Source organism: Cupriavidus sp. 01L415 (assembly GCF_056400065.1).
Map to the genome: position 1 here is coordinate 1 of NZ_JBFTSP010000035.1, position 13,724 is coordinate 13,724.

Sequence of the window (13,724 nt, forward strand, 5' to 3'; positions counted from 1 at the left end):
GCGTGAACGACGCCCGCAGCACCTTCACCGACGGCGCCCGCGTGAACGACCAACGTAGCCCGTTCACCGACGGCGCCCGTGTCGGCAAGACCGACCCCTACACCGATGGTGCCCGCATCGTCGCCGGTCTGGATCGCACCGGTGTATCGAGCGAACCCTCGCGCAGCTTCGACGTGTTCACCGACGGTGCCCGTGTCGGCAAGACCGACCCGTACACCGATGGCGCACGCACCGTCGCCGGCCTGGATCGCGTAGGTGTATCGGCCAGCCCGGCCCGTACGGTTGACTCCTTCACTGACGGCGCCCGCGCCGGCAAGTTCGATCCCTACACGGATGGTGCCCGCATCGTTGCCGGTCTGGATCGCACCGGCGTATCGAGCGAACCCTCGCGCAGCTTCGACGTGTTCACCGACGGCGCCAACGCCTGAAGTCCGCGGCCCGGTAGCGATACCGGGCCAACTGCCTGACCCTGTATCTGGAGTTTCATCATGAGTTTGCGTGACAGTGCCCTGATCCTGGGCGGATGGGTTGTCCTTTGTATTGCCAGCGGATCGGTGCTTTCGCTTGTCGCGCAGTCGCTGTCTGCATAAGAGATATCGACAAGAACCGGAGAGTTCTCCCACAAGGAGACAGTCGCCATGAAAACGCAACCTGTACGCGAACAACTGCTTGAGCACGCTTCCGTGCTGATTCGGCGCAGGGGCTATAACGGCTTCAGCTATCGCGACCTCGCGGACCTCGTGGGCGTCAAGACATCGAGCATCCACTATTACTTCCCGTCCAAGGACGATCTGGTGCTGGAAGTGGTCCGGCTGTATCGCGAAAGCCTGTCTGCGCGCCTCCAGTCCATCGAAACCGATATGCCGCTGGCCGAGCAGGCCCGGCAATATATCCAGCCGCTACGCAATGGCATCGAGGGTGGACAGGTTTGCCTGGCCGGCATGCTGTCCGCCGAAGTGATGGCGCTGCCGGAATCGGTACGCGCCTTGCTGAAGGAACACTTCAGCATGAATGAAGCGTGGATCACGGGCCTGCTGAAGCGGGCCGAGTCCGAACGCGGACGCCCGTATCCGGTACCGCCGCAGGCGCTGGCCAAGGTGCTCTATGGCGCGATCCAGAATGGTCTCATCACGGCCCGGATGTCGGGCTCGACGGACAGGCTGGATGCTGCAGCGGACATGTTGCTTGGCGCGGTCAGCGATACGCAGCAGGCGGCCGCCCGAGAACCGGAAGCCGTGACCGCTTAAATCATCGACTGAATCGAATATGTGGCGCCCGTCGTTTCGCGACGGGCGCCTTTGCTTTTTTGGATGCAGCCGTCGTCGCCGGCGCTTTCCCGGTTGCAGCCTTCTTGACGATGGCCGTCTTTACCGCGGTCTTGCCGGCCGCCGTAGTCTTCGCGGTCTTGTCTTTCGCGGGCGACGCCTTCATCGCGCCTGTCTCCAGCTCGACCCATGCGGGCGCATGGTCGCTCGCCCGCTCCTCGCCTCGCACCCACTTGTCCACGCCGGCGTCCCGCATGCGCGGCGCCAGGTCGACGCTCAGCAGCAGATGGTCGATCCGCAAGCCCGAGTTGGTCTGCCAGTGCTGGCGGAAATAGTCCCAGAACGTATAGACCCGCTCGCCCGGAAAGCGCGTACGCAATGCATCGGTCCAGCCCTGCGCCAGCAAGCGTCGATAGCATTCGCGGCTTTCCGGCTGCAGCAACGCATCCTTGAGCCAGGAGCGCGGGTTGTAGATATCCTCATCGGTCGGCACCACATTGAAGTCCCCCGCCAGCACCACCGGATGCCCGGAGTCCAACAGGCCCGCCGCGTGGCGAATGAGCCGTTCGAACCATGCCAGCTTGTAGTCGAACTTGGGCCCCGGTTGCGGGTTGCCGTTGGGCAAGTAGAGGCAGGCCACCAGCACGCCATTGACTGCCGCTTCCAGATAGCGGCTCTGGCTGTCGTCTTCCGCGCCAGGCAAGCCGCGCCGCGCTTCGATCGGATCCGCATCCTTCGCCAGGATCGCCACACCGTTCCATGATTTCTGCCCGTGCCAGATCGCACCATAGCCCGCCGCACGAATCTCATCGATCGGAAACGCCGCATCGACGGTCTTCAGCTCCTGCAGGCAGACTACGTCAGGCGATTCCCGCGCAAGCCACGCCAGCAGCGCCGGCAAGCGCGTGCGAATGCCGTTGATATTGAACGTGGCGATTTTCAGGCGAGGCATCGGAGTGGGCTCCCTGTAAAGACGTTGGCAACGATGCGCGTTCTTGCCGGCGGATGCACCGCCGCGCGCACGATTCTATGGCGCATCGGCATGCGCGCCACAACCCGCCGCACGACTCCTTCCAGCTACGCGGCGCCGCATGCACATCCATCCCAGGCGGCCTTCACTTCGGCGATGGACACTGTATATTCATACAGTTCTTTCGCCACCCCGTTTTTTGCGCCTTGTCCACCACCTCCTGCCCGCTCACTCCGGAGACCACGCCCCGCTACGTCGTGGCCGTGCGCACGCTTTGCGAATTCACCGCCAAGGCGGGGGATCTCGACCTGCGCTTCACGCCGTCGCCCACTGCTCAGGAAGGCGTGGCAGGACACGGCGTCGTGACGGGCCGCCGTGGTCCCGGTTATGAAACGGAGGTCTCGCTGTCCGGCATGTTCGGCGGCTTGCGCGTGCGCGGCCGCGCCGACGGGTACGATCCGGCAGCCAACCGGCTCGAGGAAATCAAGACCGTACGTGGCGAAGCCGTCGAGGTCCCCGACAACCATCGCGCCCTGCACTGGGCGCAGGCAAAGATCTACGGCTGGCTGCTGTGCGAAGCGCGCGGCCTGGCCGACATCGAGATCGCCATCGTTTATTTCGACATCCTGAGCCAGCGCGAGCGCACGCTGCAGGAGCGCTTTGACGCCGCCACGCTGCGCGCATTTTTCGAGGACAGTTGCCGGCGCTTCCTGCGCTGGGCCGAGCGTGAGATCGCGCATCGCCAGGCACGCGATGCCGGTCTGGTCGCATTGGCCTTTCCGCACGGCGATTTTCGCCCCGGGCAGCGCACGCTGGCCGAATCCATCTACAAGGCCAATGTGTCCGCGCGGACGCTGCTGGCACAGGCGCCCACCGGTATCGGCAAATCGATCGGCACGGTCTTTCCGGCGCTGAAGGCGATGCCGTCGCAGCAAATCGACAAGCTGTTCTTCCTCTCCGCGCGTTCGACCGGACGCGCCGTGGCATTGCAGGCCACTGCTAACCTGCGCGATATACACCACGATGTGCGCGGCGATGACCGCCCCGCGCCGCTGCGTGTGCTGGAACTGATGGCCCGGGACAAGTCGTGCGAGCATCCGTCGCTGGCCTGCCACGGCGAATCCTGCCCGCTGGCGCGTGGATTCTATGATCGCCTGCCGGCGGCACGCGAGGCAGCCAGCACAGCCCCCGTCCTGGATCGCGAAGCCGTGCGCACCATCGCTCGCGCGCATGACGTCTGTCCCTACTACCTCGCGCAGGAGATGATCCGCTGGAGCGATGTGGTGGTGGCGGACTACAACTACTTCTTCGACCGCAGCGCGATGCTCTACGCGCTGACGGCCCTCAACGACTGGCGCGTCAGTGTGCTGGTCGACGAAGCCCACAACCTCGTCGAGCGCGGTCGCGCCATGTACACGGCGACGCTCGATCACCTCTCGTTCCGTGCCGTGCGGCAGTCGGCGCCGGGGGTGCTGGCGCGGCCGATGGATCGCCTCAACCGGCAATGGCGCGCGCTGGCCAAGGACAGCGACGCGGCCTATGAAACCCACGACACGGCCCCGGCGCCCTTTGTCGATGCCCTCGCGCAGCTTTGCGGTGCCATCGTCGAATTCATGAGTGCAAACCCGGGCCAGCATGACGCCACGCTGGAGCGCTTCTATTTCGACGCCCTGCACTTCCTGCGCCTGGCCGAGCAGATGTCCGAGCACGGCGGCAAGCATTCCCTGTTCGACATCACGCGCACGCCGCGCCTGCGCAGCGGCGTGAACGCCCAACTGTGCATCCGCAACCTGCTCCCAGCGCCGTTCCTGCGACCACGGTTTGCCGGCGCGCATTCGACCTCGCTGTTTTCGGCCACGCTGCAGCCGGAGCGCTACTACGCGGACATGCTCGGCTTGCCGGCGACCACGGCGTGGGTGGAAGTCCCGTCGCCCTTCCACGCCGAACAGCTCCGCGTCCATATCGCACGGCATATCTCCACGCTCTACACGCAACGCCAGCAATCGCTGCCCGCGATCGTCGAACTCATGGCGGGGCAGTATGCGGCGCGGCCCGGCAACTACCTGGCCTTCTTCAGCAGCCACGACTACCTGCAGCAGGCGGCCGCAATGCTGGCTGCGCGGTATCCGGACATTCCGATCTGGTGCCAGGCCCGCGGCATGGACGAGGCCAGCCAGGCGGCCTTCCTCGATGCATTCGTGCCCGGCGGCTGCGGCATCGGCTTTGCGGTATTGGGCGGGGTGTTTTCGGAAGGCGTGGACCTGCCGGGAGACCGCCTGATCGGGGCGTTCGTCGCCACGTTGGGGCTGCCGCAGATCAATCCGGTCAACGAGCAACTGCGCGCGCGGATGGAGAGCGGCTTTGGCCTCGGCTACGCGTACGCTTATCTGTATCCCGGGTTGCGCAAGGTGGTGCAGGCCGCCGGACGCGTGATCCGCACCCAGCAGGATCGCGGCGTGGTCTGGCTGATCGATGATCGCTTTGGCCGCGCAGAAGTCCGCGCCTTGCTGCCAGCGTGGTGGGAAATCTCGCCGACCCCGGGGCCTTCCACGGGTCAATCTGGCACGTCGATGGCCGGAATCGACAACTTCCCGGCAAACTGAAAACGGCTGTCACTGGCAGAATGACGCAATCGTCGCTACCCGATGCGCTGGCGTGTTATTCGCTTGCCCGCAACGTATCCAGATCCGCGCCCCAAAAGGAGAATCATCGATGAGCATGACCAAAGATTTCGCCACCACCGAGCCGACACGTGCCGACATCGATACCATGCCCGGCGCCACGCTGCTGGAATTTGGCGCGCCGTGGTGCGGCTTCTGCATGCGAGCACAGCCCTTGATCGAAACCGCCTTCGGCCACCACCCGTCCATCCGCCATATCAAGGTGGAAGACGGCAGCGGCCGGCCACTGGGACGTTCCTTTCGCATCAAGCTGTGGCCCACGCTGATTTTCCTGCGTGACGGACAGGAGGTGGCGCGGCTGGTCCGCCCGGATGACGCGCAGGCGATTGCCAGCGCCATGGCCCAGATCGACGGCCAGGCCGCCACCACGTACTAGGCGGTGCCTGCCGTCAAGCCTGCAGGGCCATCGCCGCGCGCGCGGATCATGTCGATCAGCGCACGCAATCCGGCCGGTATGTGCCGCCGGCCGGGATAGTAAAGACACAGCGGCCCGAATGGCGGCGTCCAGTCCGCCAGGACCTCGACCAGCGTGCCAGCGGCCAGATCGGCGGCTACGTTCCACACGCTCAGTAGCGCAAGCCCCATGCCGGCGCGCGCGGCGTCATGGATCAGCGTGGCGTCATCCAGCGTTAGCGAGCCGGGCACATCTACCTCCATCGACGCGTTGTGGCGCGAGAACTCCCAGCGATACAGCGCGCCGCTAGGCATCCGCGTGCGGATGCAACGATGCTGCATCAGGTCCGCCGGCGTGCGGGGCGCCGGATGCGCGGCCAGGTAGTCCGGGCTGCCGACCACGATCAGCCGCTGGCCGCCACCGATCGGCACGGCGATCATGTCCTGTGGCACGGCTTCCGCCAGCCGGATCCCCGCGTCGAAGCCTTCCACGACGATGTCGATAAGGCGGCCTTCGGTGACGATATCCAGCTTCATCTCCGGATAGCGACGCAGGTAGTCGATGAAGAGAGCCATGGTCTGGCGCGCGGCGCCGACCGAGGTATTGATCCGCAACGTCCCCGCCGGGGTGGTGCCGAAGCTGCCGGCCTGCGTCATGGCATCGCGAATGGCGACCAGCGCGGGCGCAATGCTTTCCACAAACTGCGCGCCGGCCTCCGACAGCGACACGCTGCGCGTGGTGCGATTGAACAGCCGCACGCCAACGCGCCCTTCCAGCGCGGCAATCGCGTGGGACAGCGCCGACGTCGACATGCCCAGCTCCGTTGCCGCCGCGCGAAAGCTCCGATGCCGCGCCACCGCCAGCACGGCCTCCAGTTCATTCAATCCGGAAGTCTGCATTATCCCGATCCATTCAACGATTCATCCGAAATTGTATGGCTAGACGGGTCAATGGCGCATTCGTATGCTGCGGATACGTTTCCATGCATCGGAGTCCTCATGCAGCACATCGAACAGATCTATATCGACGGCGCCTTCGTCACCCCGCACGGCGAGGAGTGGTTTGACCTCTTCAACCCCGCCACCGAACAGGTCATCGGACGCGTACGGCTAGCCGACGTGCTCGACACGCGCCGCGCCATCGCCGCCGCGAAACAGGCGCTTCCGGTCATGGCACGCACGACGAAAGCCGATCGCATCGCGTGGCTGCATCGCATGCACGAGGCGGTGCGCGCGCGCGAGCAGGATCTGCTGGCAGCGGTCGTCGAGGAATACGGCGCGCCGGTCAGCCGTGCGCAATGGATGACCCAGCATGCGTCCAGCGTGCTGCTGGACGCCGCCAACGTGCTGCGCGATTACGATTTCACGCACCGCGCCGGCACGGCCGAGGTCACGATGCAGCCGATGGGCGTGGCCGGACTGATCACGCCGTGGAACAGCAATGCCGGCTTTCTCTGCGGCAAGCTCGCCATGGCCATCGCAGCGGGATGCACGGCGGTCATCAAGCCCAGCGAGATGAGCGCGATCCAGACGCGCATCGTGACCGAGGCGCTGCATCAGGCCGGCTTGCCGCCGGGCGTGTTCAATATCGTCACGGGCCGCGGCGATGTGGTCGGCGCCGAGATCGTCGCGCATCCCGATGTGGCCAAGATCTCGTTCACGGGATCGACGGCTGTCGGCAAGGGCATCGTTCGTACCGGGGCCGAGACGCTCAAGCGCGTGACGCTGGAACTGGGCGGCAAGTCGCCATTCGTCGTCCTCGACGACGCGGACTTTGCGCAGGCCGTGCCGCTGGCACTGAACGCGGGATTCATGAACAGCGGGCAGGCGTGCGTTGCAGGCACGCGCATCCTGGTGCCGGCGAGCCGGCTGGCCGAGTTCGAGGCCCATGTGCGAGACGCCATCGGCCAGTTCCGCTCGGGCGATCCCACCGATCCCACGACGGTCATCGGCCCGATGGTCAGCCAGAAGCAGTGGGAGCGCGTGCAGCGCTATATCGGCATGGGCATTCGGGAAGGGGCAACGCTATTGACTGGCGGCGAGGGCCGCCCGGATGGCAGGAAGACCGGCTGGTTCGTGCGGCCGACCGTGTTCACCAACGTCCGCAACGGCATGGCGATTGCGCGCGAGGAGATCTTCGGCCCGGTGCTGTCGATTATCGCGTACCGCGACGAGGAAGACGCCGTGGCGATCGCCAACGACACGACATATGGGCTGCAGGGCTATGTCGCCGGCACCGATCTCACGCGTGCGCGCCGGGTGGCGGCACGCATCGAGGCCGGCCGTGTGCTGGTGAATACGCTCGCGCACGAACCGGCGGCCCCGTTTGGCGGCTTCAAGCAATCGGGCATCGGCCGGGAATACGGCGTGCACGGGCTGGAAGCCTACCTGGAGCCCAAGGCCACGCTGGGCGTGCTGGCGGCTTGAATGGTGGCTTGAGTGGCGGCGTTCGACGTCCGGTGGTGGCGGTGATGCCGCCGGCGCTCACAGCTCCAGCGGCATCGCACTGGTGCACTTGATCTCGTCCAGGCATACGCTGGACTTCACTCCGCTCACGCCCGGGATGCGCATCAGCGTATCCAGCAGGAAGTCGGACAGCGACTTCAGATCCTTCGCCACGACCTTGAGCACGTAGTCGATGTCGCCGGTCACGGAAAAGCACTCCTGGATCTGCGCCAGCTCCGCCACGAGCCCCTTGAACTTGGACAGGTCGCGAATGTGGCCGCGCTCCATCGTCACATGGATAAAGGCCGTCACGCCAAACCCAAGTGCCGTGCTGTCCAGCCGCGCCTCGTAGCGCTTGATGATGCCGCTCTCCTCCAGGCGGCGGTGGCGCCGCAATGTCTGCGCGGGCGACAGGCTGATTGCCTCCGCCAGCTCCAGATTGGAGGCCCGGCCATGTTCCTGCAGGACCCCCAGCAAGCGGCGGTCCGTGCGATCCAGCTCAGGATTTTGCATTCGCGTTTCCTGGAAACGTAGTTTCGCGAAATTTTATCTCATATTTCAGGGTTTCCCTGCGTGCCTAACGAAATCCTATTTAGCTGGGCGACATATACACTCAATCCCAGTTCAGGCAGCGTTGGAAGCGCCCCGAAGTGCTCAGAGCCCCCCTCCGAGCCCCTCATTCCTCGCCGCCGGCGGAAGCCGCGCATCGATCTCTTCGTGCCGGTTGCCCGAAATATTATTTCCCCTAGCCCCCACTTCCCTGCAGAGCACACCATGGCCGACCTCTTTGAAAACCCGATGCAATTGATGGGCTTCGAGTTCGTTGAATTCGCGTCCCCCACGCCCAACGTCCTGGAACCCCTGTTCGAGAGAATGGGCTTCTCGCTGGTGGCCCGCCACCGCTCTAAGGATGTGCTGCTGTACCGCCAGGGCGAGATCAACTTCATCATCAACAACGAACCGAGCAGCGAAGCCGCCTATTTCGCCGCCGAGCACGGCCCCAGCGCCTGCGGCATGGCGTTTCGCGTCAAGGATTCGCACAAGGCGTATGCCCGCGCACTGATGCTGGGCGCGCAGCCGGTGGAGATCGCCACCGGTCCGATGGAGCTGCGCCTGCCCGCCATCAAGGGCATTGGCGGCGCGCCGCTGTACCTGATCGACCGCTTCGAGGAAGGCAAGTCGATCTATGACATCGACTTCGAATACCTTGAAGGCGTGGACCGCCACCCCGTGGGCCACGGCCTGAAGCTGGTCGACCACCTGACGCACAACGTCTACCGTGGCCGCATGGCGTACTGGGCCAACTTCTATGAACGCCTGTTCAACTTCCGCGAAATCCGCTACTTCGACATCCAGGGCGAGTACACCGGCCTGACCTCGAAGGCGATGACCGCGCCCGACGGCAAGATCCGCATTCCGCTGAACGAAGAATCCTCCAAGGGCAGCGGCCAGATCGAAGAATTCCTGATGGCGTTCAACGGCGAGGGCATCCAGCATATCGCCTTCCTGACGGACAACCTGATCGAAGTCATCGACAGGCTGCAGATGGCCGGCGTGGAGCTGATGACCGCGCCGAACGATTACTACTACCAGGCGCTGGAAAACCGCCTGCCGGGCCACGGCCAGCCGGTGGACCAGCTCAAGGCGCGCGGCATCCTGCTCGATGGCACCACCGAAGGTGGCAAGCCCCGCCTGCTGCTGCAAATCTTCTCGAAGGCCGCCCTGGGCCCAGTCTTCTTCGAATACATCCAGCGCGGTGGCGACGACGGCTTTGGCGAAGGCAACTTCAAGGCGCTGTTCGAATCGCTCGAGCGTGACCAGATCGAGCGCGGCACCCTGAAGGTCTGAGCGCCCCCTCCGGACCCAAGTTTTACCTGGGCCGGCGTCCTCCCGGGGCGCCGGCACCTTCCCCGCCGCCGGCGCCACCCGCGTCGGCGGTCTTTTCAAAGCGTCCACGCCAAGAGACGCGCCCGACATTCCACAAGAATGGGTAGAGGACACAACTCCATGCACGCTGTACAAGAGACAGACGGCACGCTCCAACGCGGCCTAAAGAATCGTCACATCCAGCTGATTGCGCTTGGCGGCGCCATCGGCACCGGGCTGTTCCTGGGCATCGCCCAGACCATCAAGATGGCMGGCCCYTCGGTCCTGCTCGGCTAYGCSGTGGCSGGSATCRTCGCCTTCTTCATCATGCGCCAGCTGGGCGAGATGGTGGTGGATGAACCCGTCGCCGGGTCCTTCAGCTACTTCGCCAACAAGTATTGCGGCCATTTCGCCGGCTTCATGTCCGGCTGGAACTACTGGGTGCTTTATATCCTGGTGAGCATGGCCGAGCTGTCGGCAGTGGGCATCTATGTTCAGTACTGGTGGCCGGGCATCCCGACGTGGATTTCCGCGCTGGCGTTCTTCCTGATCATCAACGCCATCAACCTCGCCAGCGTGAAGTCCTTCGGCGAGATGGAATTCTGGTTCTCGATCATCAAGGTCGCGGCCATCGTCGGCATGATCGGCTTTGGCGGCTACCTGCTGGTCTCGGGCCATGCGGGACCGGAAGCCTCGGTGGCCAACCTGTGGCAGCACGGCGGCTTCTTCCCGAACGGCTTCGGCGGCCTGGTGATGGCGATGGCCGTGATCATGTTCTCGTTCGGCGGACTGGAACTAGTGGGCATTACCGCGGCGGAAGCCGACAACCCCGAGAAGAGCATCCCGAAGGCGACCAACCAGGTCATCTACCGCATCCTGATCTTCTATGTGGGCGCGCTGGCCGTGCTGCTGTCGCTGTACCCATGGGAAAAGGTCGTCACCGGCGGCAGCCCCTTCGTGTTGATCTTCGACGCGATGAACAGCAACCTCGTGGCCCATGTCCTGAACATCGTGGTGCTGACGGCGGCGCTGTCGGTCTACAACAGCGGCGTCTATTGCAACAGCCGCATGCTGCTGGGCCTGGCGCAACAAGGCAATGCCCCCAAGGCGCTGATGAAGGTGAACCGCCGCGGCATTCCGCTGGCCGCACTGGCCGTGTCCGCGCTGGCGACCGGCGCCTGCGTGCTGATCAACTACTTCATGCCTGGCGAAGCATTTGAACTGCTGATGGGCCTGGTGGTGTCGGCGCTCATCATCAACTGGGCGATGATCAGCCTCATCCACCTGAAGTTCCGCCGCGACAAGCGTGCCGCCGGCCAGACCACGCGCTTCCAGAGCCTGGGCTACCCGCTGACCAACTACCTGACGCTGGCGTTCCTGGCGGGTATCCTGTACGTGATGTACCTGACGCCCGGCCTGCGGATCTCGGTGTACCTGATCCCTGTGTGGCTGGCCGTACTTGGCGTAAGCTATCGGCTCCGGCAGAAGAATGCCGGTTCGGCCCTGCCCGCCACCGGCGTCCAGACGCAGTAAGACGCGCGGCGGCCCACGGCCGTCGCCCCTGAACCACCAGCCAGATTCCATCCCATGTTCGAACACATCGAAGCCTTCCCGGGCGATCCGATCCTCTCGCTCAACGAGGACTTCCAGCAGGACCCGCGTACCAACAAGGTCAACCTGAGCATCGGCATCTATTTTGACGACGAGGGACGCCTGCCCGTCATGCAGGCCGTGGCCGAGGCGGAGACGGCGTTGTTGTCGGACATGGGTCCGCGCCCGTACCTGCCGATGGCCGGCATTCCCGGCTACCGCCAGGCCGTGCAAGCCCTGGTATTCGGCTATGACTGCGTCCCCCGTGCAGAAGGCCGTGTCGCCACCGTGCAGACGCTGGGCGGCTCCGGCGCGCTGCGCGTGGGTGCCGATTTCCTGAAGCGCTATTTCCCCACCGCGGAAATGTGGATCAGCGATCCGAGCTGGGAGAACCACCGTGTGGTCTTCGAGCGCGCGGGCTTCAAGGTCAACACCTATCCGTACTACGATCCGGCCACCGGCGGGCTGAAGTTCGACGCCATGCTGGCCGCGATCGAGGCCATTCCGCAAGGCGGCATCGTGCTGCTGCACGCCTGCTGCCACAACCCGACGGGCGTGGACCTGAACCAGGACCAATGGCGCCAGGTCATCGGCGTACTGAAGGCGCGCAAGCTCCTGCCGTTCGTCGACATGGCTTACCAGGGCTTTGGTTCCGGCCTGGACGACGATGCCTTTGCCGTGCGCGAACTGGCCCGCCAGAACGTGCCCTGCCTGGTGGCCAACTCGTTCTCGAAGAACTTCTCGCTGTATGGCGAGCGCTGCGGCGGCCTGAGCGTGGTCTGCCAGAGCGCCGACGAAGCCAGCCGCGTGCTGGGCCAGCTGACCGGCGCCGTGCGCGCCAACTACAGCAACCCGCCGACGCATGGCGCCCGCGTGGTGGCCCGCGTGCTGACCACGCCGTCGCTGCGCGCCAGCTGGGAGCAGGAACTGGCCGCCATGTGCCAGCGCATTGCCCGCATGCGTCAGGCCATCCATGACCACCTGCGCGATCATGTGAAGGGGGAAGCCCTGTCGCGCTACATCACGCAGCGCGGCATGTTCACGTACACGGGGCTGTCCGTCGACCAGGTGGAACGCCTGAAGGCCGAACACGGCGTCTACGTCCTGCGCTCGGGCCGCATGTGCGTGGCCGGCCTGAACGAACGCAATGTGGGCGTAGTGGCCAACGCGATCGGCCAGGTGCTCAAGCACTAAACCACGCCGTTTTGCCATGAAGAAAGCCACCACGAGGGTGGCTTTCTTTTTGGTTCATCAGCGGTGTCCGGCCTACGGCTTCGAATTCAGCTCGCGGCGTGCACTGACCGCCTCGCTAAGTTTGTTCAGCACTGCCACCGAGTCGTCCCATCCGATGCAGGCATCCGTGATGCTCTGCCCGTATGTCAATGCGGACGGCCTGTGTTCGCCAGGGGTAAATTTCTGTGCGCCGGGGAGCAGATGGCTCTCGACCATCACCCCGAAGATCGATTCACTGCCGCTACTGACTTGTTGCGCCACGTCCCCCGCAACGTCGATCTGCCGCTGGTGCTGCTTGGCGCTATTGGCATGGCTGCAATCCACCATCAGCGAATGGCCCAGTCCGGCTGCTGCCAGTTCCCTGCAAGCGGCGGCTACGGATTCCGCATCGTAGTTCGGAGCCTTGCCGCCCCGAAGGATGACGTGGCAATCCGGATTGCCCTTGGTATGCACCGTCGCCACCTGGCCGTTCTTGTGGACCCCCAGGAAGTGATGGGGACGCGATGCGGCCTGGATAGCGTCGATGGCAATCTTGATATTCCCGTCGGTGCCGTTCTTGAAGCCAATCGGCGCCGAAATACCGGAAGCCAGTTCCCGGTGTACCTGGCTTTCGGTCGTGCGGGCACCAATCGCGCCCCAGCAAATCAGGTCGCCGATGTATTGCGGGGAAATCACGTCCAGGAACTCACCGGCCGCCGGCAATCCCAGGCGGTTGATATCCAGCAGCAGGCTGCGCGCAATGCGCAGGCCCTCGTCGATGCGATAGCTCTCGTCCAGGTAGGGATCATTAATGAGTCCCTTCCAACCTACCGTGGTGCGGGGCTTCTCGAAGTACACACGCATCACGATTTCCAGGGAATCCGCGAAACGATGACGCTCCTCCATCAAGCGCCGTGCATACTCGAGCGCCGCCTGCGGGTCGTGAATCGAGCAAGGCCCCATGATCACAAGCAGTCGGTCATCCTCGCCATGCAGGATGCGCGAGATGCGCTGGCGCGTCTGGGTGACCAGTGTTTCGACCGGCGTGCCGCGGATGGGAAAGAAACGGATCAGGTGTTCTGGCGGAGGCAGCGGAATAATGTCGTCCACGCGCGCGTCATCCGTCACGCTGGTGCGATCGGGCGGCGTCTGCCAACCCTCGGCAATCGTGGGCGGTGATTTCTGCGGATCGTTCATGGCTAACTCCTGGGAAAGCTGGAAAGAGGAGACTTGCGGCGGCCGCAAGTGAGGCTCGGCCGCGGAATCTGAAATTCTGTCGCTGCCATGCAGCGGGCAACGAGG

General features: G+C 64.5%; 10 protein-coding genes and 2 pseudogenes. 8 read left to right on the forward strand and 4 right to left on the reverse strand.

Translation table 11 applies throughout. The annotated features are described in order from the left end of the window. A pseudogene (locus AC1DOX_RS27565) lies at window positions 1-428 on the forward strand (copper resistance protein CopQ); the annotation flags it as partial. 210 nt (window positions 429-638) lie between these two features. Then, on the forward strand, window positions 639-1,247 hold the full coding sequence (locus tag AC1DOX_RS27570; RefSeq protein ID WP_441623916.1) for a TetR/AcrR family transcriptional regulator: 609 nt from the start codon (window positions 639-641) through the stop codon (window positions 1,245-1,247). 184 nt (window positions 1,248-1,431) lie between these two features. Here AC1DOX_RS27570 and xth read toward each other — a convergent pair. After that, window positions 1,432-2,217: pseudogene (xth, locus tag AC1DOX_RS27575) on the reverse strand (exodeoxyribonuclease III); the annotation flags it as partial. Between the two features lie 224 nt (window positions 2,218-2,441). Between xth and AC1DOX_RS27580 the strand changes: the two are divergent. Together AC1DOX_RS27580 and AC1DOX_RS27585 are read left to right on the forward strand one after the other, a co-directional pair. Beyond that, complete coding sequence (locus AC1DOX_RS27580; protein WP_477101604.1) at window positions 2,442-4,838, forward strand: helicase C-terminal domain-containing protein; 2,397 nt, start codon at window positions 2,442-2,444, stop codon at window positions 4,836-4,838. Between the two features lie 109 nt (window positions 4,839-4,947). Then, window positions 4,948-5,292 (forward strand): thioredoxin family protein, encoded by a 345-nt coding sequence (locus AC1DOX_RS27585; RefSeq protein ID WP_441623912.1) that lies wholly within the window; start codon window positions 4,948-4,950, stop codon window positions 5,290-5,292. On the opposite strand, the gene AC1DOX_RS27590 is transcribed toward AC1DOX_RS27585, so the two are convergent. Then, the gene (locus AC1DOX_RS27590; RefSeq protein ID WP_441623910.1) at window positions 5,289-6,209 is read right to left on the reverse strand and encodes a LysR family transcriptional regulator; all 921 of its coding nucleotides are present in this window, start codon (window positions 6,207-6,209) and stop codon (window positions 5,289-5,291) included. The genes AC1DOX_RS27585 and AC1DOX_RS27590 overlap by 4 nt on opposite strands. A 99-nt stretch (window positions 6,210-6,308) precedes the next feature. Here AC1DOX_RS27590 and AC1DOX_RS27595 point away from each other — a divergent pair, with 99 nt between their 5' ends. Continuing rightward, complete coding sequence (locus tag AC1DOX_RS27595) at window positions 6,309-7,736, forward strand: aldehyde dehydrogenase family protein (RefSeq protein WP_441623908.1); 1,428 nt, start codon at window positions 6,309-6,311, stop codon at window positions 7,734-7,736. A 57-nt stretch (window positions 7,737-7,793) separates the two neighbouring features. Here the strand turns inward: AC1DOX_RS27595 and AC1DOX_RS27600 are convergent, their stop codons facing one another. Next, window positions 7,794-8,267, reverse strand: a complete 474-nt coding sequence (locus AC1DOX_RS27600) for an Lrp/AsnC family transcriptional regulator (RefSeq protein ID WP_092137733.1) — start codon at window positions 8,265-8,267, stop codon at window positions 7,794-7,796. Window positions 8,268-8,528: 261 nt separating this feature from the next. Between AC1DOX_RS27600 and hppD the strand changes: the two genes are divergently transcribed. From hppD to AC1DOX_RS27615, 3 genes are all read left to right on the forward strand, one after another. Further along, window positions 8,529-9,602 carry a 4-hydroxyphenylpyruvate dioxygenase gene (gene hppD, locus AC1DOX_RS27605; protein WP_441623905.1) on the forward strand — a complete coding sequence of 358 codons (1,074 nt, stop codon included), beginning with the start codon at window positions 8,529-8,531 and terminating at the stop codon, window positions 9,600-9,602. A 159-nt stretch (window positions 9,603-9,761) separates the two neighbouring features. Beyond that, window positions 9,762-11,153 (forward strand): amino acid permease, encoded by a 1,392-nt coding sequence (locus AC1DOX_RS27610; protein WP_477114075.1) that lies wholly within the window; start codon window positions 9,762-9,764, stop codon window positions 11,151-11,153. A 54-nt stretch (window positions 11,154-11,207) separates the two neighbouring features. Beyond that, on the forward strand, window positions 11,208-12,404 hold the full coding sequence (locus AC1DOX_RS27615; protein ID WP_477114076.1) for an amino acid aminotransferase: 1,197 nt from the start codon (window positions 11,208-11,210) through the stop codon (window positions 12,402-12,404). 72 nt (window positions 12,405-12,476) lie between these two features. On the opposite strand, the gene AC1DOX_RS27620 is transcribed toward AC1DOX_RS27615, so the two are convergent. Next, window positions 12,477-13,619, reverse strand: a complete 1,143-nt coding sequence (locus tag AC1DOX_RS27620) for a 3-deoxy-7-phosphoheptulonate synthase (RefSeq protein WP_441623901.1) — start codon at window positions 13,617-13,619, stop codon at window positions 12,477-12,479. Window positions 13,620-13,724 lie beyond the last annotated feature (105 nt).